Source organism: Streptomyces sp. NPDC096079 (assembly GCF_040303145.1).
GTDB lineage: Bacteria > Actinomycetota > Actinomycetes > Streptomycetales > Streptomycetaceae > Streptomyces.
The window spans coordinates 15,439-38,968 of the sequence record NZ_JBEOST010000029.1 but is presented as its reverse complement, the minus strand read 5'-3'; the positions used below and the strand labels follow the sequence as shown (position 1 = coordinate 38,968).

The 23,530-nt window shown below is 73.7% G+C and carries 16 protein-coding genes; 11 read left to right on the top strand and 5 right to left on the bottom strand.

Annotated elements, in window-relative coordinates; all coding sequences use genetic code 11:
- A complete protein-coding gene (locus ABTY59_RS34320; RefSeq protein WP_352023041.1) occupies window positions 1-966 on the bottom strand; it encodes a MerR family transcriptional regulator in 966 nt (321 codons plus the stop codon).
- 74 nt (window positions 967-1,040) lie between these two features.
- Window positions 1,041-2,939 carry a serine/threonine-protein kinase gene (locus ABTY59_RS34315; RefSeq protein ID WP_352023040.1) on the bottom strand — a complete coding sequence of 633 codons (1,899 nt, stop codon included), beginning with the start codon at window positions 2,937-2,939 and terminating at the stop codon, window positions 1,041-1,043.
- A gap of 109 nt (window positions 2,940-3,048) precedes the next feature.
- Here ABTY59_RS34315 and ABTY59_RS34310 point away from each other — a divergent pair, with 109 nt between their 5' ends.
- Together ABTY59_RS34310 and ABTY59_RS34305 are read left to right on the top strand one after the other, a co-directional pair.
- On the top strand, window positions 3,049-3,540 hold the full coding sequence (locus ABTY59_RS34310) for a DUF2975 domain-containing protein (RefSeq protein ID WP_352023039.1): 492 nt from the start codon (window positions 3,049-3,051) through the stop codon (window positions 3,538-3,540).
- Window positions 3,540-3,752, top strand: a complete 213-nt coding sequence (locus ABTY59_RS34305; RefSeq protein WP_352023038.1) for a helix-turn-helix domain-containing protein — start codon at window positions 3,540-3,542, stop codon at window positions 3,750-3,752. The genes ABTY59_RS34310 and ABTY59_RS34305 overlap by 1 nt, the downstream gene beginning before the upstream one ends.
- Before the next feature lie 58 nt (window positions 3,753-3,810).
- On the opposite strand, the gene ABTY59_RS34300 is transcribed toward ABTY59_RS34305, so the two are convergent.
- The 3 genes from ABTY59_RS34300 to ABTY59_RS34290 all read right to left on the bottom strand — a co-directional run bounded on the left by ABTY59_RS34300 (window position 3,811) and on the right by ABTY59_RS34290 (window position 5,320).
- Window positions 3,811-4,578: an SDR family NAD(P)-dependent oxidoreductase gene (locus ABTY59_RS34300; protein ID WP_352023037.1), complete on the bottom strand. Its 768-nt coding sequence runs from the start codon at window positions 4,576-4,578 to the stop codon at window positions 3,811-3,813.
- A 108-nt stretch (window positions 4,579-4,686) separates the two neighbouring features.
- Entirely contained in the window at window positions 4,687-5,067 is a 381-nt protein-coding gene (locus ABTY59_RS34295) for a toxin Doc (protein ID WP_352023036.1), read from the bottom strand.
- A 4-nt stretch (window positions 5,068-5,071) separates the two neighbouring features.
- Complete coding sequence (locus tag ABTY59_RS34290) at window positions 5,072-5,320, bottom strand: antitoxin MazE7 (RefSeq protein WP_352023035.1); 249 nt, start codon at window positions 5,318-5,320, stop codon at window positions 5,072-5,074.
- Between the two features lie 117 nt (window positions 5,321-5,437).
- Here ABTY59_RS34290 and ABTY59_RS34285 point away from each other — a divergent pair, with 117 nt between their 5' ends.
- The 9 genes from ABTY59_RS34285 to ABTY59_RS34245 all read left to right on the top strand — a co-directional run bounded on the left by ABTY59_RS34285 (window position 5,438) and on the right by ABTY59_RS34245 (window position 23,528).
- Complete coding sequence (locus tag ABTY59_RS34285; protein ID WP_352023034.1) at window positions 5,438-6,424, top strand: aldo/keto reductase; 987 nt, start codon at window positions 5,438-5,440, stop codon at window positions 6,422-6,424.
- A 165-nt stretch (window positions 6,425-6,589) separates the two neighbouring features.
- Window positions 6,590-7,291: a TetR/AcrR family transcriptional regulator gene (locus ABTY59_RS34280; protein WP_352023033.1), complete on the top strand. Its 702-nt coding sequence runs from the start codon at window positions 6,590-6,592 to the stop codon at window positions 7,289-7,291.
- A 179-nt stretch (window positions 7,292-7,470) separates the two neighbouring features.
- The gene (locus ABTY59_RS34275; RefSeq protein WP_352023066.1) at window positions 7,471-9,126 is read left to right on the top strand and encodes an MDR family MFS transporter; all 1,656 of its coding nucleotides are present in this window, start codon (window positions 7,471-7,473) and stop codon (window positions 9,124-9,126) included.
- A 126-nt stretch (window positions 9,127-9,252) separates the two neighbouring features.
- Window positions 9,253-9,906: an alpha/beta fold hydrolase gene (locus ABTY59_RS34270; protein ID WP_352023032.1), complete on the top strand. Its 654-nt coding sequence runs from the start codon at window positions 9,253-9,255 to the stop codon at window positions 9,904-9,906.
- A gap of 124 nt (window positions 9,907-10,030) precedes the next feature.
- Window positions 10,031-10,324, top strand: coding sequence for a hypothetical protein (locus ABTY59_RS34265; protein WP_352023031.1), 294 nt, complete (start codon window positions 10,031-10,033; stop codon window positions 10,322-10,324).
- A gap of 204 nt (window positions 10,325-10,528) precedes the next feature.
- A complete protein-coding gene (locus tag ABTY59_RS34260; RefSeq protein WP_352023030.1) occupies window positions 10,529-19,930 on the top strand; it encodes a Tc toxin subunit A-related protein in 9,402 nt (3,133 codons plus the stop codon).
- A complete protein-coding gene (locus ABTY59_RS34255; RefSeq protein ID WP_352023029.1) occupies window positions 19,927-21,138 on the top strand; it encodes a Kelch repeat-containing protein in 1,212 nt (403 codons plus the stop codon). The genes ABTY59_RS34260 and ABTY59_RS34255 overlap by 4 nt, the downstream gene beginning before the upstream one ends.
- 27 nt (window positions 21,139-21,165) lie before the next feature.
- Window positions 21,166-22,371 carry a Kelch repeat-containing protein gene (locus ABTY59_RS34250; RefSeq protein ID WP_352023028.1) on the top strand — a complete coding sequence of 402 codons (1,206 nt, stop codon included), beginning with the start codon at window positions 21,166-21,168 and terminating at the stop codon, window positions 22,369-22,371.
- Window positions 22,368-23,528, top strand: coding sequence for a Kelch repeat-containing protein (locus tag ABTY59_RS34245; protein ID WP_352023027.1), 1,161 nt, complete (start codon window positions 22,368-22,370; stop codon window positions 23,526-23,528). The genes ABTY59_RS34250 and ABTY59_RS34245 overlap by 4 nt, the downstream gene beginning before the upstream one ends.
- The last annotated feature ends 2 nt before the right edge of the window (window positions 23,529-23,530 follow it).

Genomic DNA, 23,530 nt, shown 5'->3' with positions numbered 1-23,530 from the left:
TCAGGACCCGGACCCGTGGCCCGGGTCCTCGTAGACGGCGGCGATCACCTGGAGCGCCTCGCGCAGCCCACCCGGCCGCAGCAGACCGTCACCGGGCGGCGGCCCCGCCCACCCGGGACCCGCCAGGAGCACGAGGGGCGTCGTCCGGGCGCCCCGCAGGCCGAACGACGTCCCCGCCACGTGCCGGGCCAGGGCGTGACTGGCCGTGGAGCGCGCCTGGGACCACAACACGACCACCGCCGGACCCGACCTGCGCACGGCGGCGTCGAGGGCCTCGGCCGGCACCGCGCCCCCGAACATCCTGAAGGGCAGCCCCCGTTCGGCCAGCACCGCCGCGAGGGCCTCCAGCGGCAGGGTGTGGGCCTCCGCCGGGACGCACGCCAGCAGCACGGGAGGCCCCTCCACCGCCCCGGCGCCGGCCATCGCGGCTCGCCGCAGAGCGGTGGAGACGTGCCACGACAGCAGGTGCTCGACCTCGACGTACCGGTCGTCGGACGACTCCCAGGTGCGCCCCACGGCGTGCAGCGTCGGCACCATGACCTCTTCCCAGGCCGCGACCACCCCGTGGTCGGCGATGACCTGTCCCAGCAGGGCCTCCATGGCCGCGGCGTCGAGCCGGACCGCCGCGCGGGCCAGGCCACGGCACTCCCGCCGGACGTCGCCGAGCGGCGGTCCGTCGTCCGCGGCCGGCCCGGCCCCCGGGGGTGCGCCTCCGCCCCGGGGGTCCCCGGGCTGCTGCCCCAGCACCACGCGCGCGGCCTCAGCGGGGGGCACCCCCGTGGCCGTCAGCCGGCACATCTCCTCCAGCAGCGCGATGTCCCCGGGCATCCACCGCCGGTGCCTGCCGCTCGCCCGGACCGCCGGCCCGATCCCGTACCGCTGCTCCCAGGAACGGACGGTGGTGGGCGAGACGCCCAGGCGCCGGGCCACGGCGCCGGTGCTGACCCCATGGGTCGTTTCGGACATGAGCCCACTCTACGGCGCGAACGCCGCACGATCGATGCGCGGCGGGCGCCGTGCGGCCGATGACGGCGGCACCCTCACCCGCCGCCCTCCAGTACGGGCGCGGTCCAGCCCGGCAGCGAGGAGCCGTCGGGGAGCCGCCCGGTGAGCCGGAACGGCGCGGTCGTGTCGCCGCGCACGGCGAGGACCTGACCGCGCGCGCCCGCCGTGAGCGCCCCGTCCGCGTCGATGCCCACGACGCGCCGGCTGCCGGCCGCCAGCAGGTAGCGCGCGCCCCGGGGTGCCGTCCAGAACGTTCCGGCGAGGACGTCCTGACCGAAACGCCCACAGGCCGCGGTGGAGCGCACCGTCGTGACGGGAACGGTGCGGCCGGGCACCTCCAGGGTGACGTCCACCCGCCCCCGCCCCTCCCAGGTGTCGGCCCGCGAGCAGACCCAGAGCCCTCGCCCGGCCCGCTCGGGCAGCGTCTGCGCGGCGAACTCCCACCGGTTGACCGCGCGGACACCGGCGTCCCTCAGCAGCGGGAGGGAACACGCCGAGTGCGACCACGCCGCCAGACCGAGCGGGCCCGTGGCCTCGCGCGGCCGGCGCGCCGGCTCCCCCGGGGCGGGCAGCGGCGTCCAGGTGAGATGGACGGGGCTGAGTCCGCCCAGATCGACGAGGAGGAAGGCGTGGTCCTCCACGATGCGCGTCGACGAGCGCAGCTGGAGCGCCGTCACGCCGTCGCAGCCTCCCGGTCCCGTCCGCGGTCCGGCGTCCTCCACGGGTCCGGTGACGCCGTCGGGCGTGATGTCCAGCGGCCGGAGGTCGGTACGGGGATGCCGCAGGTCCCGCACCCCGGCCTCCGCGATCCAGGGGGCCAGGAGGTACCGCGCCCGGCCCCCGGTCCGGGTCAGGACGACGGCCGCCGCCGTCGTCACGTCGCTGTCGTCGGCACGCGCCTCCACCAGGGAGGGGCGACCGCGGCCCGCGCCCGCTTCGGTGTAGCGCACGAGGCCGCGGCCCGTGTACAGCAGGACGACCTTCGCGCCGTCGACGTCGCCCGCGTACAGCAGGGCGGGCGGCTCGGACCCGGCCGCGCGGGGCGATCGCTCCGTCCACGCGGCCACGGCCCGCCGGAGCAGTTTCGGGTCGGCGGCACGGTCGCCGCGGGCCGGCCAGGCCGTGAAGTCGACCCGGGAGGTGTCGGCCCACCGCCCGCCCGGGACGCGCACGGGGACGACTTCTCCGGGCGCGGCGGACACCACGGAGCGCGGGGCGGACGCGGGGGACCCGCCGAGGGCGGCGACGGCGACCCCGGTCAGCAGGGCCAGGGATCCCGCGAGGGCGGCGAGCCGGATCCGTCGGCGGCGGCCCAGCAGATCGGTGGGGCGCAGATGGACCGTGCAGGGATCGAACTCCGGCCCCCGCAGCAGAGCCGCCGTACCGGGTCCGCAGGTCGCGCTCAACCGCTCGGCGCCGCTCAGGGCCCGCTCGGGATCGGTCACGCCGGCCGCGCGCAACAGGGCGGTGGCGGAGGCCGGGGGCAGTCCGTCGAGAGCGGTCAGGGCGAGGGCCGCACGGGTCGCGGGCTCCGCCGCGGCGAGCGCGCGGTCGAGGGCGAGTTCGTCCGTGCCGCCGGCCCGGGGGAAGACGCGCAGTCCGAGCGCCCTGGGCAGGGCCATCCCGGCGGACACCGTGAGCGGCGGGCGCAGTGCCCCGCGGACGACCCGCGCGCGGAGCCAATCGTGAGCGGAGTCCGCCGCGTCGCCGCCGCGGGTCCTCCCGCCTCGGGCGAGGCTGCGCTGCACCAGGGCGTGGGCCGCGAGCACCCGGCGGTGGCGGCCCAGCGGCGGGGGCAGGATCAGATGGGCCAGGCGTACGAGAGCCGGGTAGTGCTCGACCAGCGCCGCCTCCGCCGCGTCACGGGACGGCGCGCGCGGGGCGGGTATGGGGGCGGTGCGGTCGGGCGTGCCGTTCGTCTGAAAGACATGCATACCGAGGAAACGACCCTGCGCGGGCGACGTCACCTCGGAGCCGTCGATTCCTTGCGTGGTCTATCGAAATTCGATAGATTCCCATCGTGATTCGATGGAAGGAGGGGGCGTGGGACATCTGACAGTGCGCGCATTGCGCGCCGTGCTCGCGGTGGTGTTCACCGGCACCGTGTGCGTGCAAGCCCTGATGCTGTGGGTGTTGGTGAGCGGGAGCGACCCGGAGGACGGCTCGATGCCGCTGACCGCGCTGCGCGTGATCGTGATCCTGGGCATGCTGACGGCCCAGGTGGCCCTGGTCTGCGTGTGGCGGCTGGTGGCGATGGTGCGGAAGGGGACCGTGTTCTCCGATGCCGCCTTCCGGTACGTGGACGGAGTCATCGGCTCGATCGTGGCCGCCGCCCTGCTGTGGTTCGCGGTCACGGCCGTCAACGCGCCGGGCCAGCGGGACGACCCGGGGGTCACCGTCATCATGGGCGGCATCGGCCTGGCCATCCTGGGGGTCGCGCTCATCGTGCTCGTCCTGCGGATGCTGCTGGCCCAGGCCGTCGCACGGGACGTCGAGGCGACGCGGATGCGGGCCGAACTGGACGAGGTCATCTGATGCCGATCGCCGTCGACATCGACGTGATGCTGGCCCGGCGCAAGATGTCCGTGGGCGAGCTGGCCGACCGGGTGGGGATCACCCCCGCCAACCTGGCGGTGCTCAAGAACGGCCGGGCCAAGGCGGTACGGTTCGCGACGCTCGCCGCGCTCTGCGAGGTCCTGGAATGCCAGCCGGGCGACCTGCTCCGCTGGGAGGTCGAGGAGGCGTGAGGCGCGCCCCGACGGCCGAGGCCGGTCGGGGCGGCGCCCCTTTCTCGTACCCCGTTCGTCAACTCCGCAGGTAAGAAGCCCCGTTGAGGTCGAGGATCGTCCCCGAGGACCATTCCGCGGCGGGGGACGCGAGCCACAGTACGGCGGCGGCGATCTCCTCGACCGAGCCCACCCGGCCGAACGGGCTCTGCTCGCGGATCGACGCGCCCTCGGGTCCCTCCAGGCGGGGTGCGACGCGCTCGGTGGCGAAGAAGCCGGGGGCGACGGAGGCGACGGCGATGCCGTGCGGGGCCAGCGAGACCGCGAGCGACTGACCCAGCGCGTGCACCGCCGCCTTGGTCGCCCCGTACGCCGGATGGTCGGGCTCGCCCCGGAAGGCGCCGCGGGAGCCGATGTTCACGATCCGGCCGCCCGTGCCCTGCTCGATCATGAGCCGCGCGGCAAGATGGCTCAGATTCGCCGTGGCGAGCAGGTTCACCGCGACGTGCTGCTGCCACACCGCCACCCACTCCTCGTACGGCGTCTCGGGCAGCGGGTGGCGGACGTTCACCGCCGCGTTGTTCACCAGCACGTCGATCCCGCCGAGCGCCTCCGTGGCCATGTCCACCACGGCCGCCGTCGCCGCCGGGTTCGTGAGGTCGCCGCCGACCAGGACGTGCCCGGTCCCGGCAAGGGACTTCAAGGTGACCCGGGCGTCCTCGGTGCGGGAGCCGAAGTGGACGGCGACCCTGTCGCCATGGGCCGCGAACGCCTGGGCCACCGCGCGCCCGAGGCCCCGCGAGGCGCCACTGACGAGGACGCGCCTGCCTGATGCGGGCAGAGTCATGAGGGTTCCCTTCGAACGGCGACGCAAAGGGAGACCGTAACCCCTTCGTCACCTGCCCCGGGTCGCCCACCGGACTGATCCGGACGCGGCCTCCGTTCCTCCCGGCCCCTACGACTGCTGCCGGAACGAGCGGAGCCGGTCGGCCGTGTCGTAGCTCGTCAGGCGGAGGCTCTGGATGTCGCGGATGAGGTCGCGCCAGGGCTCGTACGAGGTGTCGACCCGGTGACCGGAGGCCTCCAGATAGGCGATGGCGACCCCGTACCCGTACAACTCGTTGCGGGTGGGCAGCGGACGGAGCAGGACGCACTCCTGGAGGAAGACCGCCGCACGCCAGAAGGCGTCCGGGTCGGCCTGGTCGAGGTGCGGGGTGTTCACACGGTGACGGGCGGCCATGCCGGCGAGCACCGAGTAGTCGCTGACCGTGAGGTCCCTGCGGAGGATCTCCTCCTGGCGGTCCAGGAGCCACCGGGCGTCGACGAGCAGCCGCACGGGATCAGGCCGCCCGCTCGGACTCGTGCTTGACCGGCGGCAGCCCGCCGAAGTCGGCGTCGAAGCGGCTCGCGACGCCGGGAGCGCCGATGGCCCGCCGGAAGGCGGAGGTCGCCGTGTCGAGGAGCTGCTCGCGCTCCTTCTCGTCCGCGACGCGCTCCAGGTAGTCCTTCACGGACAGCCCGGCGGCGTCCGCGAGGGCCTTGAACCGGTCCCGCGTGGTCTCGTCGATCCGTACGCTGGTGTCTGGCATACGGAAAGTATGCAGCAGAGCATGCAGCCACGGCCAGACCCCGGGGCTCGGTTGACTTCGAGCGCGCTCCAGTACCTAGCGTCCTGACCGATGATTCCGAGCGCAGGAGGCAGCAGCATGACCGACCTTCCCACCCGGCACCTCGGCGACCTGAAGGTCTCCGCGCAGGGCCTGGGGTGCATGGGCATGAGCCACGGCTACGGCGCCACGGACGACGCGCAGTCCACCGCGACCCTGCGCCGCGCCCTCGACCTCGGGGTGACCCTCCTGGACACCGCCGACTTCTACGGCGCCGGACACAACGAGGAACTCATCGGACGCGCGGTCGCCGGACGCCGCGACGAGGTGGTGCTGGCCACGAAGTTCGGCTTCGCCAACCGCCTGGGCGAACCCACCCGGGTCCGCGGCGACGCCGCCTACGTCCGGCAGGCCTGCGACGCGTCACTGCGTCGCCTCGGGGTCGACCACATCGACCTCTACTACCAGCACCGCGTCGATCCGCAGGTGCCGATCGAGGAGACCGTCGGGGCGATGGCCGAACTCGTGCGGGCCGGCAAGGTCCGCGCCCTGGGTCTGTCCGAAGCCGGTCCGCGGACGATCCGGCGGGCCCACGCCGTGCATCCGATCGCCGCGCTCCAGAGCGAGTGGTCGCTGTGGACCCGCGACCTGGAGGCGGAGATCGCCCCGGTCTGCCGGGAACTCGGCATCGGCCTGGTCCCGTTCTCGCCGCTCGGGCGCGGCTTCCTGACGGGCAGGTACAGCTCGGTCGAGGGGCTGGCCGAGACCGACGTGCGCCGCAGCCAGCCGCGCTTCGCCGGCGGCAACCTGGAACGGAACCTGGCGATCGTCGCGCAGCTGAACGAGCTGGCGGGGGCCAAGGGCGTCACCACCGGACAGCTGGCCCTGGCCTGGGTGCAGCGCCGTGGCGACGACGTGGTGCCGATCCCCGGCACCCGGCGGCAGCGCTGTCTGGAGGAGAACCTGGCCGCCCTGACGGTGGAGCTGACCGCCGAGGACCTCGCGGCCATCGAGGCCGCCGCCCCGCCGGAGGGGATCGCGGGCACCCGCTACGACACGACGAGCCTCACCTTCGTCGACAACTGACCCCGCGACAGCCCACCGGCCGCCGACCGCTGGTGGGGTGCGGTCGCGGTCACCGGGCGCCGTGCCCCTTGGCGGCTCCTCCGGCACGGACGCGGCCGTCCTCGTCGAGGGGCGGGCGCGCGGGCTGATTTTTGCAGACCGTGCATTTTTGCGTACCATGCACGTATGGCAGAGGAGGTCCCCGCGTCGGGCGGGCTCAGAGAACGCAAGAAGCGGGCGACGCGCGCCGCGCTGGTCGAGGCGGCGGTGCGCCTCGCGGCCGAACACGGCGTCGAGCACGTCACCGTCGACGCCATCAGCGCGAAGGCCGGAGTCTCCACGCGGACCTTCTTCAACTACTTCGACTCCCGCGACGAGGTCTTCGTCATGGTCGCCGCGGACTCCAGCGACCGGGTCCGCCGCGCCGTGCTCGCCGCCCCCGTGGAACTCCCCCCTCTGGAGGTCCTCCGAGAGGCCCTGGCGGCGGAGCTCGGCGAGGTCGAGCAACAGCGAGAGCTGTGGCAGCTGCACGCGGAAGTCCTGCGCCGCACCCCCCAGTTGCTCGCGCGCAGCATCGGCGCCCACCTGGCGGACGAGCTCGGCCTCGCCGAGACGCTCGCCGAGCGCATCGGAGCGGGCTCCCCGCTCTTCGACGACGGCCGCCCCGCACTCGACGCCGAGCAGGACCTGGAGCGCAGGCGCGCGCTGGGCCTGTACCCCCGCCTGCTCGCCGCCGTCGGTACGACCGCCATCCGCGTCGCGGTCGAACACTGGTCCGTCCGGCAGGACGAGGCCGCCTTCGCGGAGGTGTTCCGGGAGACGTTCGGACACCTCGCCGCAGGCCTCCCCGCGCCACCCCGACCGGCCGACGGAGCCGGCGGACGCTGATCCGTCGCCCCGTTCGCACGTCCACGCCCCACCCGCCACCACCCCCTGCCCAACGGCTCCCGCCCGGGAGCGCCGCCGGCGGCCGCGCGCACGACGACGCGCGCGATCCGGCGAGCACGAACTCTGAGAGAGATCCAGTGAAAACACCAGAGGCGCCCGTCGAGGCGTCCCCGGCCGCCATGTCCGACCGGCAGATACTCCAGGCCATGTCCGGCCTGATGGCGGGCATGTTCGTCTCCATCCTGGCCGGCACCGTGGTCGCCAACGCGCTGCCCCGGATCATCGCCGACCTGGGCGCGAGCCAGTCCTCGTACACCTGGGTCGTCACCGCCGAACTGCTCGCCATGACGGCCACGGTGCCGCTCTGGGGCAAGCTGGCCGACCTCTACAACCAGAAGCTGCTCCTCCAGATCTCCCTCGGTCTGTTCGTGGTCGGCTCGCTGCTGGCCGGTTTCTCGCACGAGGTCGGGCTGCTGATCTTCAGCCGCGTCGCCCAGGGCATCGGCGCCGGCGGTCTGACCGCCCTCGCGCAGGTCGTGATGGCGGCGATCATCCCGCCGCGCAGGCTCGGCAAGTACGCCGGCATCTTCGGCGCCGTCTTCGCCGTGGGCACCGTCGCGGGACCGCTCATCGGCGGCGTCCTCGTGGACACCTCCTGGCTGGGCTGGCGCTGGTGCTTCTTCATCGGTGTCCCGTTCGCCCTGCTCGCCATCGGGCTGCTCCAGCGGACACTGAAGCTGCCCACGCGGCGACGTGAGGCGAAGATCGACTACCTCGGTGCCTTCCTCATCGTCGCCGGCGTCTGCGCGCTGCTCATCTGGGTCTCGCTCGCCGGCAACAGCTTCGACTGGGCCTCCTGGCAGACCGCGGCCCTGACGGGCGGAGGCCTGCTGCTGCTCGTCGCGGCGGTCTTCGTCGAGTCGAGGGTCGCCGAGCCGATCATCCCGCTGGGGATCTTCCGCAACCGCACCGTGGCGCTCACGACCGTCGCCAGCCTCTTCGTCGGCCTGGCGATGTTCGGCGGCACGGTCTTCCTCTCGCAGTACTTCCAGATCTCCCTCGGGAAGTCCCCGACGGTCGCCGGCCTGATGAGCCTGCCCATGATCATGGGCCTGCTGTTCTCCTCCACGATCGCCGGACAGATCATCAGCAAGACCGGCCGCTGGAAGGTCTACCTCGTGGCCGGCGGCATCACGATGACGGCCGGTCTCGGCCTGCTCTCCACGATCGGCTCCGACACGAGCTTCGGCCTGACCAGCGTCTACATGGCCGTCATGGGCATCGGTGTCGGCATGCTGATGCAGAACCTGGTCCTGGCCGCGCAGAACGACGTCGCGGCCACCGAGCTGGGAGCCGCGACCTCGGTCCTCTCCTTCTTCCGCAGCCTGGGCGGCACCATCGGCACCAGCGTGCTCGGCGCCATCCTGGCCAACCGTGTCGCCTCGGAGATCGCCAAGGGCCTCGCGGACGCCGGCGTCCCCGCCGGTGGAGGGGCTGCCGGGGGCGGCGCCATGCCGGACATGACGACCCTCCCCGCGCCGATGCGCGCGATCGTGGAGCACGCGTACGGTGTCGCCACGGGCGAGATCTTCCTGGTCGCGACGCCGTTCGCGCTGCTCGCCCTGCTCTGCGTCGTCTTCGTCAAGGAGAAGCCGCTGAAGACCACCAGCGGCCTGCAGCGCCTCGCGGACGAGGCGGACCAGGTGGACGGAGCGGACGCGGCCGACGGAGCGGTCGCGACCGCGGCAACCGGCGAGACGCGTGAAGCCGGGGGAGCCGCCGGCCCCTCCCGCACCACGGCCGACGCTCCGGCACAGCCCGTCGAGACCGGCTGACCCGGCCGGCCGGGCGGCGCGCCGCCCCGGACACGCGGCCGTCGCGTACGAAAGAGGCCTCCCCCGCCCTCCAGGGCGGGGGAGGCCTCCGCTGTTTCGAGGTCGCGCCGGGGGAAGGATCACCCCATGACGACCTTCGTTCTGATCCACGGTGCCGGCGACGGCGCCTGGAGCTGGCACCTCCTGGAAGCCGCGCTGCGCGAGCGGGGCGACGACGTGGTCGCCGTGGACCTGCCCAGCGACGACGAGACGGCGACCTGGGGCGACTACGCCGACACCGTCGTCCGGGCGGTCGGCGACCGTACGGACCTGGTCGTCGTCGGCCACTCCCTGGGCGGCTTCACCGCGCCCCTCGTGGCGGAGCGCGTGGACGCCGACCTCATCGTCTTCGTCGCCGGCATGATTCCCCGGCCCGGAGAGAGCGCGAACGAGTGGTGGGCGGCCACCGGTCACAGCGACCTCGTCCTCACCGGCGCGGGGGACGAGGAGCTCTTCTACCACGACGTCCCGCCCGAGCTGGCCGCCGAGGCGCGGCGCCGCGCCCGGCCCCAGCGGGAAACGCCGATGGACGGGGCCTGGCCGCTGGAGCGGTGGCCGGCGATCCCCAGCCGGGTGCTGATCGGCCGCGACGACCGCTTCCTGCCGGCGGAGTGGAGCCGCCGCGTCGCACGGGACCGGCTGGGCGTCGAGGCCGACACGATGCCCGGCGGCCACTGCCTGCCGCTGAGTCACCCGGAGGAACTCGCCGACCGGTTGGAGGGCTACGCCGCGAACCGGTGACGGCGGCGCGGGGCGACCGCCCCTCCGCCGACGGAATCACCCTGCGCGTCCGACCGGTCACACAAGGCTAGAATCCCGGGCGTCGCCGCGCGGTCGCGCGGCTCACCGAGACAGGGGCTTGCGCATGGCCGTCATCGTTTCCTTCACCTTCCCCGGCGCCGGACAGGAGCTCTACGACACCGTCATCGAGCGCGTGACCCACGGTCAGGGCTTCACGCGGTTCGCGGACCTCGGGAACCCCGGTCTCCTCTCCCATGCCGCCGGCCCGGTCGACGGCGGGTTCCACGTGACCGAGGTCTGGGAGAGCGAGGAGGCCCTGGAGCGCCACGCGAAGACCTTCGGGCCGATCCTCGCGGAGCTCGGCCACGGTGACGTGCAGCCGTCGATCACTCCGGCGTACAACGTCGTCGTGGGCTAGGGGCCTTCCGGACAGGCCCTCAGGGGCCTTCCGGACGCCACCGGCGGTGCGCGGGTGCCGGGGGTGGTGAAGGCGAAGTGCACCCAGTTCGGCTGTATGAGGGGTTTGACGGCGGATCAAGGTCGTCTGGGGTGATCCGTCGCTATGCTCCCGAGCGGAGATCGCCGGCTGAGAAGGCGATGAACCCCGTCATCAGGTGAGGCCATGACCAGTGCAGCCGCCCCCCGTTCCGTGACCGTTCAGGGCCGAGTGCTCCGTGCGGACGGCACGCCCGTGGCAGGAGCCGCCGTCCTGGTGACGGCGAGACGGCTGCGCTCGACCGAGCCCGTGGGGGAGACGCGCACCTCCGACGGGGGTGGCTATCGCGTGGAGTGCCGGCTGCCGGACTCCGCCGCGGAGCTGGTGGTCACCGCCGACCTGGAAGGCCGGACGACCCGGACCGTGCGGCCCGTCGCCAGGGCAGCGGAGCCCGTCGACCTCCGGCTGCCGGGCGGCGGTCCGAGCCGGTACGAGGCCCTGCTCAGCGCGGTCGGGGCCCACCTCGACGGGGCCGGTCTCGCGGAGGTCGGCGAGGACGCGGACGGGCAGGAGCTGGCCTACCTCTCCCGCGCCACCGGTCACCACGCCCGGGAGATCGGGCAGGCCGCCCAGGCCGCGAGGCACGAGCGGAGCACCGGCCTCGCGGCCGAGACCTACTTCGGGCTGCTCGCCCGCGGACTGCCCGCCGACCTGGCCTCCCTCGCCCGGCGAAGCGTCTCGGAAGCCTCGGCCGCGCTGGCCGCCGCGGCCGACCACGGGGTGATCTCCTCGGCGGACGGAGCGGGCGAGTTCATGGCGGCCCTGCGCCTCCGGGAACTCCGAGCCGCCGAGACGGCCGACCGGGCCGGTCCCGACGCCCTGGCCCCCACCCCGCCGGACGGTCTCGTCCCCTCCCGGTCGGCCCGGATCTTCGCCCTGGCCGTCCCCGATCCGGAGGCCCGCGCCCGGCTGTACGCCGCCCACCTGGACGGCGACGGCACCCCCGCGAGCATGGCCGGCGAACTCGACGGGCACGCCGAGCGGCTGGACCTGGCCCTGGAGCTCGGGCGGCTCACCGACGACAACCCGCCCCTGGTCAAGGCGCTTCTGGCGCGCTTCGACACGGGGGAGTTCACCCATCGTCGGGACCTCGTCCGCCTGGACGGCCGCTGGCCCGACCTGGTCGCCGAGACGGGAGGCGCACCGGAGAGCGAGCCCGAGCCGTCACCGGGGGCCCGCTCCCGGACCGCCTCCGCACCGTCCTCCACCTCCGCACCGTCCTCCGCCTCCGCACCGCCCTCCGCCTCCGCACGGTCCTTCGACTCCGCCTCGCAGTACGCCGACGCCCTGCGCACCCGCGTCGCCGAGGCGTACCCCACCGCCCACCTCGCCTTCCGCCTCGCCGAGCACCCGGACCACGCCGACGCCCCCGCCACCCGCTTCCTCGCCGACAACCCCGAGTTCGACCTGACGGCCACCCGCGTCGACGCCACCACCGTCCCCGACCCGGAAGCGCGTCACGAACTGGGCGCGATCCAGCGGACGTTCAAGATCGCCCCCCGGTTCGAGGCGATGCGGGCGCTCCGGGGCGGAGGCTTCCACTCGGCCTACGACGTCGCGCGCATCGGCGCCTCGGACTTCGCCCGCACGATGTCCGGACACCTCGACGAGGACGAGGCCCGCTCCGTCCACGCCCGGGCCACCCAGGTGCACGCCGAGGCCGTCAACCTCGTCGCCGACCTGCGCACGGCGGGACAGGCCGACGTGCCCTGGCTCCCCGCGATCCTGCCGCAGACCGCGCAGATCCCGGACTGGGAGGACCTGTTCGGCTCGGCCGACTACGCGCCCGTCGAGGAGAGCCGCTCGGTCCACAGCCCGGCGGCCTACCTCGTGGACCTGCTGTACTACCTGCGCCGCCTCGGCGGAGGAGTCCAGACCGGGGACTCCCGCTGCGGGCCCGTCGCCGAGGTGCTCCACGACCGCAGGCCCGATCTCTGGGACATCGAACTCAGCAAGGAGAACACCGAGTTCGCCCTCCCGTACGTCGACCTCGTCAACGAGGTGCTCGAATCCGCCGTCTCCCCGGACACGGCGGTTCCGGCCGGCGACCGCCAGAGCCGAGGCGGCCCGGACGAACTCCGCGTACAGCCCCAGCACGTCAACACCGGTGCGTACGACAGGCTGCGCACCGCCGTCCACCCCTGGCAACTGCCCTTCGACCTCTGGAGCGAGCAGACCACCACCTACCTGGGGCACCTGGGGGTCACCCGCGAGGCCCTCGTCCTCGACCTCTGCTACGACGCCACGCACCCCACCGACTTCGACCGGCTCCTCACGGCCGCCCGGCTCGGCCTGTCCAAGGTGTCCCAGCAGATCATCGCGGGCGAGACGCTCACCCCGCCGCGCACCCTCGCGGAGTACTACGGGCTGCCCGCCACGACCACCGACGCGGCGCTCACGGGGGCCATGACCCACGTCCGTGCGCTCCTGGACGCCGCCGGGCTGCGTTTCGCGGAGCTCGCGGCCGTGCTGGAGACACGCTTCGTCGACCCCGGCGGTGCGGTGCGGTTCGTCCCCGACGCGCGGCTCCCGCACAGCACCGACGCGATGACCCTGTCCGGCCTCGACGCCTCCGTGCTCGAACGCCTCCACCGCTTCGTCCGCCTCCAGCACGTCCTGGGCGTGGAACCGAAGGAGCTCGACCGCCTGATCCAGGGATCCGGCGACGGCGGCCGTCTCGACGCGCTCACCCTGCGGTCCATCGCCGCCGTCCGCGCCATGAGCCGCCGCCTCGACCTCCCGGTGGACCGGGTCCTCGGCTTCTGCCGGCCCCTCGACACCCACCGGTACCCCTCCGACGAGCAGCCGCCGCTGTACGACCGGCTGTTCCTGGACCCGGCGGTCGTCACCCCGCAGCCCGGCACCCCCAGCCCCTTCGAGCTCAACGCCGACCGCACCGAGCTGAAGGTCGTCGGCAGCCTGGACACCCCCGCCGTGTCGGCCGCCCTGCTCGCCGCGCTCCAGGTCACCGACGCCGAACTGACCGAGCTGGTGACGGGCCCGGACACGCCCCTGCGGAACAAGTCCCTCACCCTGGTCAACCTCACGGTTCTCAGCTGCGTCGTGACCCTGGCCCGCACCCTCTCGCTGCCCATCGTCGACCTGCTGAGGCTCGCGCCCCGCAGCAGCGCCAGCCCCTGGTCCCATCTGGTCGCCTCGGCCTCCGCCGTCACGACGGCGGCCGGGGAGACGGCTTCCGCATCCGCTTCCCCTTCCGCCGAGACGGAACCCGCGGCGGGCCATCGCCTGCGCCCCCCGGGAACCGAGGCCGCCGCCGGACCGCCGCTGCTGCCCGCCGCGTCCGAGATGGGCGTCCTCGGCCGCTTCGTCGACCTGATGGAGACCTTCGACCGGGCCGGATTCCACGCCGTCGACATCGAGGCCGTACTCGACGCGCGGAAGCCCCCGCTCGGCGGGCCCGTCCCCGACGACGCCGCCCTCGTCGCCGCGCTCACCTCCCTGCGCACCGCGCTCCAGGCCGTCCGGCAGCAGACCCGGGGCACCACGGACGCCAGGGGGGAACTGACCCGCAGGAACCTGGCCCTCATGGGGTGGGACGTCAGCCTGGTCCAGGACGTGGTGTCCACGATGGCGGGCACGTCCGTGTACGCGGCCCCGCTCGCCGCCCTGCCACCCGACGTCACCCTCCCGGTGGACCTGCCGGTGCGCTTCGAGCCGGAGGAGCCCGGCCAGGCCGCCCGGCTGACCTTCACCGGCCCGATGAACACCACCCAGCACGGCACCCTCCTCGCCCTGGCCCCCGCCGGCCCGGACGGCGACGCCCTCAGGGCCGCCGTCGAGACGCTGTACCAGGAGCCGCGCCGGTTCGTCACCACCCGCATGAAGGCCCTGCGGATCCCCGTGTTCGCGGCGACGCTGACCGCGCTCCCCCCGGGGTACGCCGTCCCACCCGCGCTCGCCACGAAGGTCTTCCACGACGTGACCGCCCGCGTCCTGCGGTCGCGTGGCTACCTGAGCGAAGCCGAGGTCCGGCTGCTGAAGCAGGCACCCGGCGCGGACCACGACCTCGTGGCCGCCGTCGACGGACTCGTCACCGCCCAGGAGGCGGCGCCGGAGGAGGGCAACGCCTTCCTCGGCGCGGTCGAGGCCGGCGCCCTGTTCGACGCACCGGAGACCCTCCCCGCGGACCGGTTCCACCTCGTGCTGGAGCGGCTGGCCCCGCATCTGAGCCGTCACCTCAGCAAGGACGCCGTCGTCCAGCAGATCGGCCGGGCGGCCGGACTCGACCCGGCCCTCGCCGAGGCGCTCCTCGCCACCTGGCTGCCGGGCGCCGGAGGAAAGCCGGTGGTCGAGGAGTTCCTCGACACCGCCTACACCGGCAGCGATCCCGCGGTCGTGATCAGCCGGGCCGGATTCGGTCCCCAGTTCACCGCGCTCGAACTCGTCCACCGGGTCGCCCTCGTCCTCAAGGCGCTCCGCTTCACCGCCGACGACCTGCCCTTCCTCTTCCGGTACGCGGCCCCCGGCCAGTGGCTCGACCTCGGCACGCTGCCCGCGGTCCCGCCCACCCCGGCCTCGCACGTCCCGGTGCTCCGGCTGGCCGCGCTGATCGGCCTCGCCCGGCTCCGCGACGCCCTGCCCGGCGGAATCGCCACGGTGGAGGCGGTGTTCCGGCTGGCCGGCACGCCCGGAAGCTACGACAGCCAGATCATCCGGGAACTGTGCCGCCTCACCGGCTGGGCGTTCCTCGATGTGAACATGGTCGCCCGCAACTACCAGATCAACACCGCCGACCGCTTCCTGAGCGTCGTCAACCTCGACAAGCTCCGGCGCGGGGTCGCGATGTACGGCCGCCTCGGCGTCTCCGCCGAGCGCGCCAACCTGTGGCTGCGGGCCGAGTTCACCCCCGAGGCGGCCCAGGCCGCCTGGGGCGCCGCCCGCGCCCGCCACACCGCCACCGACTGGCTCGCCGTCGCCGGCCCCCTGCAGGACGCCCTGCGCGAGCGCGCCCGCGCCGCCCTCGTGGCCCATCTCGTGGCGCACCCGGCCCTCGACGGCGGCATCCCGCTGTGGCGGGACGCGAACGGGCTGCACGACCACTTCCTGCTGGACGTGGAGATGGGCGCCGGTCAGCAGACCACGCGCATCGCACAGGCCGCGTACAGCATCCAGCTCTTCGTCCAGCGCTGCCTGCTGAACCTCGAACCGAGGGTCACCACCTCCGACTCCGACCTCTGGGAACAGTGGGAGTGGATGAAGCGCTACCGGCTGTGGGAGGCCAACCAGAAGATCTTCCTCTACCCGGAGAACTACTTCGAGCCGGAGCTGCGGGCCGACAAGTCGTCGTTCTTCGGGCAGCTGGAGACCGACCTGACGCAGAAGGACCTCAACGACGAGACGGCGCGGGGGGCGCTGCAGAACTACCTGGAGGAGCTGGCGGCGGTCGCGCGGCTGCAGCCGAGCGGGGTGTTCGTCGACTCCGACCCGAGTAGACCCCCCACCGACTTCAGCGGGGACATGGTCCACGTCCTCGCCCGCACCGAATCCTCCCCCCGGACGCACTACTTCCGCACCTGGGTCAACCGGCTCTACTGGACACCGTGGCAGAAGGTCAACCTCGACATCGACGGCGAGGCCCTGTCACTGGGGATGTGGGACAAGCAGCTGTACGCCTTCTGGCCGACCTTCATCCCCGCGGGTGAGGTCCAGAAGATCACGACCCTGCCGGACGGCACCGACGAGAACGCGATCTCCCCGAGTCCGAAGTACTGGCAGATCCAGCTCAACTGGAGCGAGTACCGGCACGGGCAGTGGACCACCAAGCGGGTGTCGAGCGAGTCCCTGCACACCAACCCCGTCCTGCCGAAGGACTGGGAGCCCTACCCGGACGAACACTTCGACCCGGCGGACAAGGACCTCTACCTGTTCCTTCCGGGGTCGGACCACTACAGCCGGGACCCGGTGGTCTGGTGCACCTACGGCAACCTCTTCTCCCTCGACTACCAGCACGGTTCCGTCCACAACTCGAACGTGTGGGGCAGGTTCCGGCTGAGCAGGCGCCGCGGCACGATGATCGCGGAGCCGATGGTCTACTCCGCTCCCCGGCAGTACGAGCGCCCTCCGACCGACCCCGACGGGCAGACCGGCGCCGAAGGCGCCGAAAAGCACGACTTCATCCCGCCCCCCGGGCAGAAGGTCGTCAACAACTGCTGGGTCGAGGACCAGGTCGGCGGGGAGTTCGGACGGACACTCTGCCTGTGGGACGCCCGGGCGATCCTGAAGCAGACCCCGCTGTCGATTCCGTTCCGTGTGGTGGCCCCCCACCACAGGTTCCCTCGCGTGTGGCAGCGGGACGTCCTGTTCTTCACCGACAGCGAGCGGTCCTACGTGATGACTCCGGACTGGCGGAACAACAACTACTTCCGTCAGGAGTTCTCCGCCTTCTACCACCCGTTCGCCGAGGTCTTCAAGGCACGACTGGACCTCTCCGGCCTCGACGCACTGTACGACCGCGACCTCCAGCTCCACCCCGAGCGGTTCACGCCGACCGGCAGGACCGAGAGCTTCGTGGAGCGCTACACGCCCGACCCGGAACGCGCGCTCGGTCCCGACTACCCCGTCGAGGAGGTCGAGTTCGCCGCCGACAAGCCCTACGCCGTCTACAACTGGGAACTCTTCTTCCACGCCCCCCTCCTCATGGCCGGCCGGCTCTCCACCCACCAGCGGTTCTCCGAGGCGCAGCGGTGGTTCCACCGGATCTTCGACCCCACCGACCGCTCCGCCGAGACGAGCCCCGCGCGCTACTGGCGCACCAAGCCCTTCCACGAGACGTCCGACGACCCCGAGAACCCGGACGGCTACCAGAAGCAGCGCATCGAGGAGATCCTGCGCCGCCTCGCCGAGGGCAACACGAAGGAGGCCGCCAAGGTCGACGCCTGGCTGCGGCACCCCTTCCAGCCGGACGTCGTCGCGCGCCTGCGGACCACCGCGTACCAGAAGGCCGTGGTGATGAAGTACCTGGACAACCTCATCGCCTGGGGCGACCAGCTGTTCCGCCAGGACACCCTGGAGTCCGTCAACGAGGCCACCCAGCTGTACATCCTGGCCGCCGAACTCCTCGGCCGGCGGCCCGAGGAGGTGACCCGGCAGGATCCCGTGCCCGTGCTCAGCTTCCGCGAGCTGAACGAACAGCCTTCCGCGCCCGCCGTGGCCGCCACAGAGAACCTGATCCCCGCCCCGCGGCACGCGCCCCCGTCCATCGCGCCGGGGGTCGGCCTCCGCTGGCTCGACTACTTCGGCATCCCGCGCAACGAGAAGCTCCTCGGGTACTGGGACACCGTCGACGACCGCCTGTACAAGATCCGCCACGGCCAGAACATCGACGGCGTCACCCGGCAGACCTCCCTGTTCGGGGCGGAGATCGACCCGGGGCTCCTGGCCCGCGCCGCCTCGGCCGGTCTCGACCTGTCGACCGTCCTCGCGGACATGAACGCCCCCGTGCCGCACTACCGGTTCGCCACGATGCTCGCCAAGGCGAAGGAGTTCGCCCAGCAGGTGCAGAGCTTCGGTGGGGCGCTGCTCGCCGCCCTGGAGAAGCGGGACGCGGAGGAGCTGGCGCGGCTGCGGTCCACCCACGAGTACACCGCGCTCGACGCGGCGCTCCAGGTCCGCAAGAAGCAGGTGGAGGAGGCGCGGCGGGCCATCAAGGCGCTGGAGGCCTCCCAGGCCGTCGCCAAGGACAAGGAGGTCTACTACACCGGCAAGGCCAAGAACCGGATGAACGCCAAGGAGGAGACGGCCGCCGACCTGAGCGCGCAGTCCGTGGAACTGCAGAAGGTCTCCGCCACCATCAACACCCTGGCGAGCTACCTCTCGCTGATCCCGGAGCTGAAGATCGGTGCCCCCACCTCCGTGGGCGCCACCTTCGGCGGCAACAACCTCTCCGACGCCATGATCGGCATGGCCCACGGCATCATCGGCTACCTCAGCGCCGACGCCTCGCAGGCCCAGCAGTCCGCCACGGTCGGCGGATACGACCACCGTCTGGAGGAGTGGAAGTTCCAGAAGGGGCAGGCCCAGAAGGAGGCCAAGCAGTTCGCCGCCCAGATCAAGGTCGCGAAGTCCCACCGCGACGCCGCGCAGAAGGAAGTGGACAGCCACGTAAGGCTGATGGCGAACTCCCGGGACGCCGACGCGCTGCTGCGCGGCAAGTACACCAACCAGGAGCTGTACGACTGGATGGTCGGCCAGCTCGGCACCAGCTACTTCCAGGCCTACCAGCTCGCCTACGACGTGGCCAAGCGCGCCGAGCGGGCCCTGCGGCACGAACTGGGCACGGAGGAGACCGACTTCGTCTCCTTCGGGCACTGGGACAGCCTGCACAAGGGACTGCTCGCGGGGGAGCGCCTCCTCAACGACCTGCACCGGATGGACGCGGCCTACTACGAGGCCAACGCCCGCGAACTGGAGCTGACGAAGCGGATCTCGCTCGCCCAGCTGGACCCCGGCGCGCTGCGCAGCCTGAAGGAGACGGGCCGGGCGTACGTCTCCCTGCCCGAGGCGCTGTTCGACCTGGACACCCCGGGCCACTACATGCGCCGCCTGAAGCAGGTCACCTTCACCGTGCCCTGCGTCGTGGGCCCGTACACGGGGGTGAACCTCACGGCCACCCTCCTCAAGAGCAGCGTGCGCGTCGAATCCCGGCTCAACGGGGGCAAGCACGGCCGTCAGCCCGGGGACATCCGCTTCCGGGACCACATCGGCCCCGTGCAGTCGGTGGTGACCAGCACCGGACAGGACGACGCCGGACTCTTCGACGGCACCCTGCGCGACGAGCGGTTCCTGCCCTTCGAAGGCGCGGGCGCCATCGGCGAGTGGCAGCTGACGCTGCCGGACTCCTTCCGCCAGTTCGACTACGCGACCATCAGCGACGTCGTCATGCAGCTCCGCTACACCGCCAGGGACGGCGGCGCCACCCTCGCCGCGGCGGCGGTGGCCGAGCTCCACAAGGCGCTCGGCTCCTGGCTGCACACGGGCGGCGGCACCGGTCTCCACCGGCACTTCAGCGCGCGCCGGGAGTTCCCCGACCAGTGGAGCCGGTTCCTCGCCACCCCCGCCGGGTCCCCGGCCTCCCTCTCCTTCACCCTCGCCAAGAGGCACTTCCCGTACCTCTTCCACGACCGGACCACCACGCTCAAGCGACCCGAACTGGTCCTGATCCTCTCCACGGACGTCGCGCCCGGCACCACCACGCGCTACCGGGACTGCTACCCGGGCGGCGGAGCACTGACGATCGGGCTGACCGGGCCCGGCGGCGCGCACGGCGACCTCACCCTCACTCCGGATCCGGCGCTCGCCGGGCAGCCCCGCGCCGGCGCGGACCGGGTGCACGGCACGGTCACCGCGACCGACCAGGAATGGCGGATCACCGTGCCCGCCGCCGGGATCGCCTCGCTCGCCCCCGCACTGCTCCACGAGGGACGGCTCAACCCGGACGCCTTCGAGGACCTGCTCCTCGTGTGGCAGTACGCGGTGGAGCCCGCCGCCACTCCGGCGGTCACCCCGTGACCGCCACACCGCACGGGCGGGCGACGCGCCTCGCCGCCCGGCTCGCGGACAGCGCGCGCGGCGCGGCGCCCGGACACTGGGCGCCCGCCGGGGAGATGCCGTTCGCCGGCTTCTGGGCACAACCGGCGGACGCCGCCGTCCAGCTGACCGACGGACGGGTGCTCCTCGCGGGCGGCGAGGACGGGCGCCGGGTCCCCACCGACGTGACGGCGCTCTTCGAACCGGTCTCGGGCACCTGGTCCTCCTCCGGCGCCCTGTGGACCGGCCGCCGGCTGCACTCCACCACCCTGCTGGCCGACGGCCGGGTCCTGGTCGCCGGCGGGATCGGCGAACCACCCGGACCCGTCCCGGCCACGGCTCTCGGCGCGTGCGAGGTGTACGACCCCGCCGAGGGCACCTGGACCCCCACGGGGTCACTGCGCGAGCCCCGCTTCTCCCACTCGGCGACCCTGCTGCCCGACGGCCGGGTCCTGGTCGCCGGCGGCGCGGCCGTCCGCTCGGCCGACTCCCACCGCACCCTGCGGTCGGCGGAGACGTACGACCCGGGCACCGGCACCTGGACGCGGGTCCGGCCGATGACCGACGCCCGCTTCGGACACCCCGCCGTCCGCTTCGACGACGGCCGGACCCTCATGGTCGGCGGCGTCCTCGCCGTGGGGCGCGGCAGCCACACCGCACTCGCCCACTGCGAGGCGTACGACCCGGTGGCGGACGCCTGGACGCCCACCGCCGGCCTCGCCACCGCCCGCAAGAGCCACCAGGCGACCCTGCTCCCGGGGAACGCGGTCCTCGTCACCGGCGGCGACATGCCGGGTTTCAGGGACGACGACTGGACCTACGACCCCTACAGCCAGTGGACCACCGAGCGCTACGACCCCGCCTCGGACCGCTGGACCACCGACGGACAGATGCCCTGGGGGCGCAGCCACCACCGGGCCGTCCGGCTCGGCTCCGGCGACGTCCTCGCGCTCGGCGGCACCGACGACGCCTCGATGTCCGTCGGCTACCCGAACGCCACGCTGTACGACGCCGCCACCCGCACGTGGTCCCCGGAGTTCCCCATGTCGCGGGGCCGTTGGGCCCCTGCCGCGCTCGGCCTCGCCGACGGCCGGGTGCTGGTCATGGGAGGGCTCGACGAGGCAGGGCCCGCGGCCCCGCTGCCCGGCGAGGACCGGGTCACGGCCACCGCCGAGATCTACACGCCGTAACCGGCCGAGGGAGACGGAAGGACACCGATGCGCACCCTGCTCGCCGACGGCGGCGCACACCCCACCGGGGCGCTCTCCCCGTACGGAGCGCCACCGTCCGGACGTTGGACACCGGCCGGAGAGCTCCCCGCTCCGCTCGTCATGCTGGCCGGCCAGCAGGACGGACCGGTCCTCCTGCCCGACGGCCGCGTGCTGCACGCCGGCGGCGCCGGACGCGACCTGGTCGCCCTCGACACGGCCGCCCTCTTCCACCCGGCCGACGCCCGCTGGACCGTCACCGCCCCGCTCCGCCGGGCCCGGCGCATGCACACCCTCACGCCGCTCGCCGACGGCCGGGTCCTCGCGGTCGGCGGCATCACAGGACCGCAGGCCTACCCCCCGCCGGCCCTGGCCACCGCCGAGCTCTACGACCCCGCCACCGAGAGGTGGACGCCCACCGGCTCGCTCCGCGAACCCCGCCAGAGCCACACGGCGACCCGGCTGCCCGACGGGCGGGTGCTCGTCGCGGGCGGCCACCGCCCCCGCGACGCCCACAGCCTGCGCACCCTGGCCTCCGCCGAGCTCTACGACCCCCGCACCGGCACCTGGACCCCGACGGGGGACATGGGCGACGCCCGCTGGCACCACCAGGCCGTCCTCCTGCACGACGGACGCGTCCTCGTCGCCGGCGGACTGGCCGACACCGGCCGCACGAAACTGGTGACCCTCGGCCTCTGCGAGCTGTACGACCCGGCGACCGGCACCTGGACCCCGACGGGCGCGCTCGGCGACCCCCGCTGCGCCCACCAGAGCGTGATCCTCGCCGACGGCACGGTGCTGACCCTGGGAGGCTTCGGTCCCCGCGCGGCCGACGACGGCCGCCACGACCCGCACGGCCTGGCCGGCGTCGAGCGCTACGACCCCGTGGCCGAGCAGTGGAGGCCGGAGCCGCCCCTGCCCTGGGGGCGCGGGCACCACCGCGCCCTGACCCTGCGCACGGGCGAGGTCCTCGTCTGCGGAGGCGCCGACTACGCCTGCCAGGACGTCGGGTACGCCTGCGCCCTGCGCTACGACCCCGGCGCGCGCGGCTGGTCCGTGGCGGGTCCCATGTCCACCGGCCGCTGGGCCTTCGGCGCGGTCCTCCTCGACGACGGACGGGTCCTGGCGGCCGGGGGAGTGGCCCGCGCCGCCGTCGGCTCGCCGACGCCCGGCACCGACGTCCCCGCGGCCGTGACGGAGGTGTTCACGCCGTGACGGACGACCGACCCCACCGGGGCGCCTGGTCGGCCGCCGGGCCGCTCCCCTGGGAGCGCGTCCTCAACGGCGCGACGAGCAGTGCCGTACGACTGGCCGACGGACGCGTCCTGATCGCGGGAGGGGCCGACGCGGCGCTCACCGCCCAGGACGGCACCGCGCTCTTCGACCCCCGCGACGGCGCCTGGTCGCCGGGGCGGCCGCTCGCCGCCGCCCGCCGGATGCACTCCACCACCCTGCTCGCCGACGGGCGGGTCCTGGTGACCGGCGGCCACACGGGCCCCAACGCCTTTCCGTCCAGGCCGCTGGCCACCGCCGAGGTCTACGACCCGGGCACCGGCGACTGGAGCCCGGCGGGCGAGCTCCGCGAGGCCCGCTACGGGCACTCGGCGACCCTGCTCCCGGACGGCCGGGTGCTGGTGGCCGGGGGCGCGGGCCGGCGCTCGGCCGCTTCGGAGCGGTCGCTGTACTCGGCCGAGCTGTTCGACCCGCTGCTCCCGGGGTGGACGAAGGCGGGGGACATGACCGACGCCCGCTCCTTCCACCCCGCGGTGCCGCTCCCGGACGGCCGCGTGCTGGTCGCGGGCGGCTGGGTGGTCACCCGCCGCGACTGGCGCGGCGGCACCGCGCTGGCGTACGCCGAGTGCTACGACCCGGCGACGGACACCTGGACGCCCACCGGCGGCCTCTCCGCCCCGCGCAGCGGTCACGAGCTCACGGCGCTCGCCGACGGTTCGGTCCTCGCCACGGGCGGCGGGGGCGCGGTGGGCGCAGACGGCCGGCTCGACCCGTACAGCACGGCGACGACGGAGCGCTGGGACCCGGCGGCGGGCGGACGGTGGACCCCGGAGGGCGACATGCCCTGCGGCCGGACCCAGCACCGCGCCGTACGGCTGGCGACGGGCGAGGTCCTGGTGGCGGGCGGCGGCAACGACCTGTTCCCCGACGCGGGATACCGCAGCGCCGCGCGGTACGACCCGGAGACGCGGCACTGGACGGCGGTGCCCGGAATGGCGGTCGGCCGGACCGATTTCGCGGCGGCGGTCCTGTCCGACGGGAGGGTCCTGGTGGTCGGCGGGACGGTCCGCTCCGGACCCGCCACGCCCACCCGCGTCCCGCACCGGCCGACCGCCACCAGCGAACTGTTCGCCCCGTGACG

What these genes read in the sequence shown, in the direction of transcription:
- ABTY59_RS34320 (WP_352023041.1), bottom strand. Translation starts at nt 966, where the DNA reads ATGTCCGAAACGACCCATGGGGTCAGCACCGGCGCCGTGGCCCGGCGC.
- ABTY59_RS34315 (WP_352023040.1), bottom strand. Translation starts at nt 2,939, where the DNA reads ATGCATGTCTTTCAGACGAACGGCACGCCCGACCGCACCGCCCCCATA.
- ABTY59_RS34305 (WP_352023038.1), top strand. Translation starts at nt 3,540, where the DNA reads ATGCCGATCGCCGTCGACATCGACGTGATGCTGGCCCGGCGCAAGATG.
- ABTY59_RS34300 (WP_352023037.1), bottom strand. Translation starts at nt 4,578, where the DNA reads ATGACTCTGCCCGCATCAGGCAGGCGCGTCCTCGTCAGTGGCGCCTCG.
- ABTY59_RS34290 (WP_352023035.1), bottom strand. Translation starts at nt 5,320, where the DNA reads ATGCCAGACACCAGCGTACGGATCGACGAGACCACGCGGGACCGGTTC.
- ABTY59_RS34285 (WP_352023034.1), top strand. Translation starts at nt 5,438, where the DNA reads ATGACCGACCTTCCCACCCGGCACCTCGGCGACCTGAAGGTCTCCGCG.
- ABTY59_RS34280 (WP_352023033.1), top strand. Translation starts at nt 6,590, where the DNA reads ATGGCAGAGGAGGTCCCCGCGTCGGGCGGGCTCAGAGAACGCAAGAAG.
- ABTY59_RS34275 (WP_352023066.1), top strand. Translation starts at nt 7,471, where the DNA reads ATGTCCGACCGGCAGATACTCCAGGCCATGTCCGGCCTGATGGCGGGC.
- ABTY59_RS34270 (WP_352023032.1), top strand. Translation starts at nt 9,253, where the DNA reads ATGACGACCTTCGTTCTGATCCACGGTGCCGGCGACGGCGCCTGGAGC.
- ABTY59_RS34265 (WP_352023031.1), top strand. Translation starts at nt 10,031, where the DNA reads ATGGCCGTCATCGTTTCCTTCACCTTCCCCGGCGCCGGACAGGAGCTC.
- ABTY59_RS34260 (WP_352023030.1), top strand. Translation starts at nt 10,529, where the DNA reads ATGACCAGTGCAGCCGCCCCCCGTTCCGTGACCGTTCAGGGCCGAGTG.
- ABTY59_RS34250 (WP_352023028.1), top strand. Translation starts at nt 21,166, where the DNA reads ATGCGCACCCTGCTCGCCGACGGCGGCGCACACCCCACCGGGGCGCTC.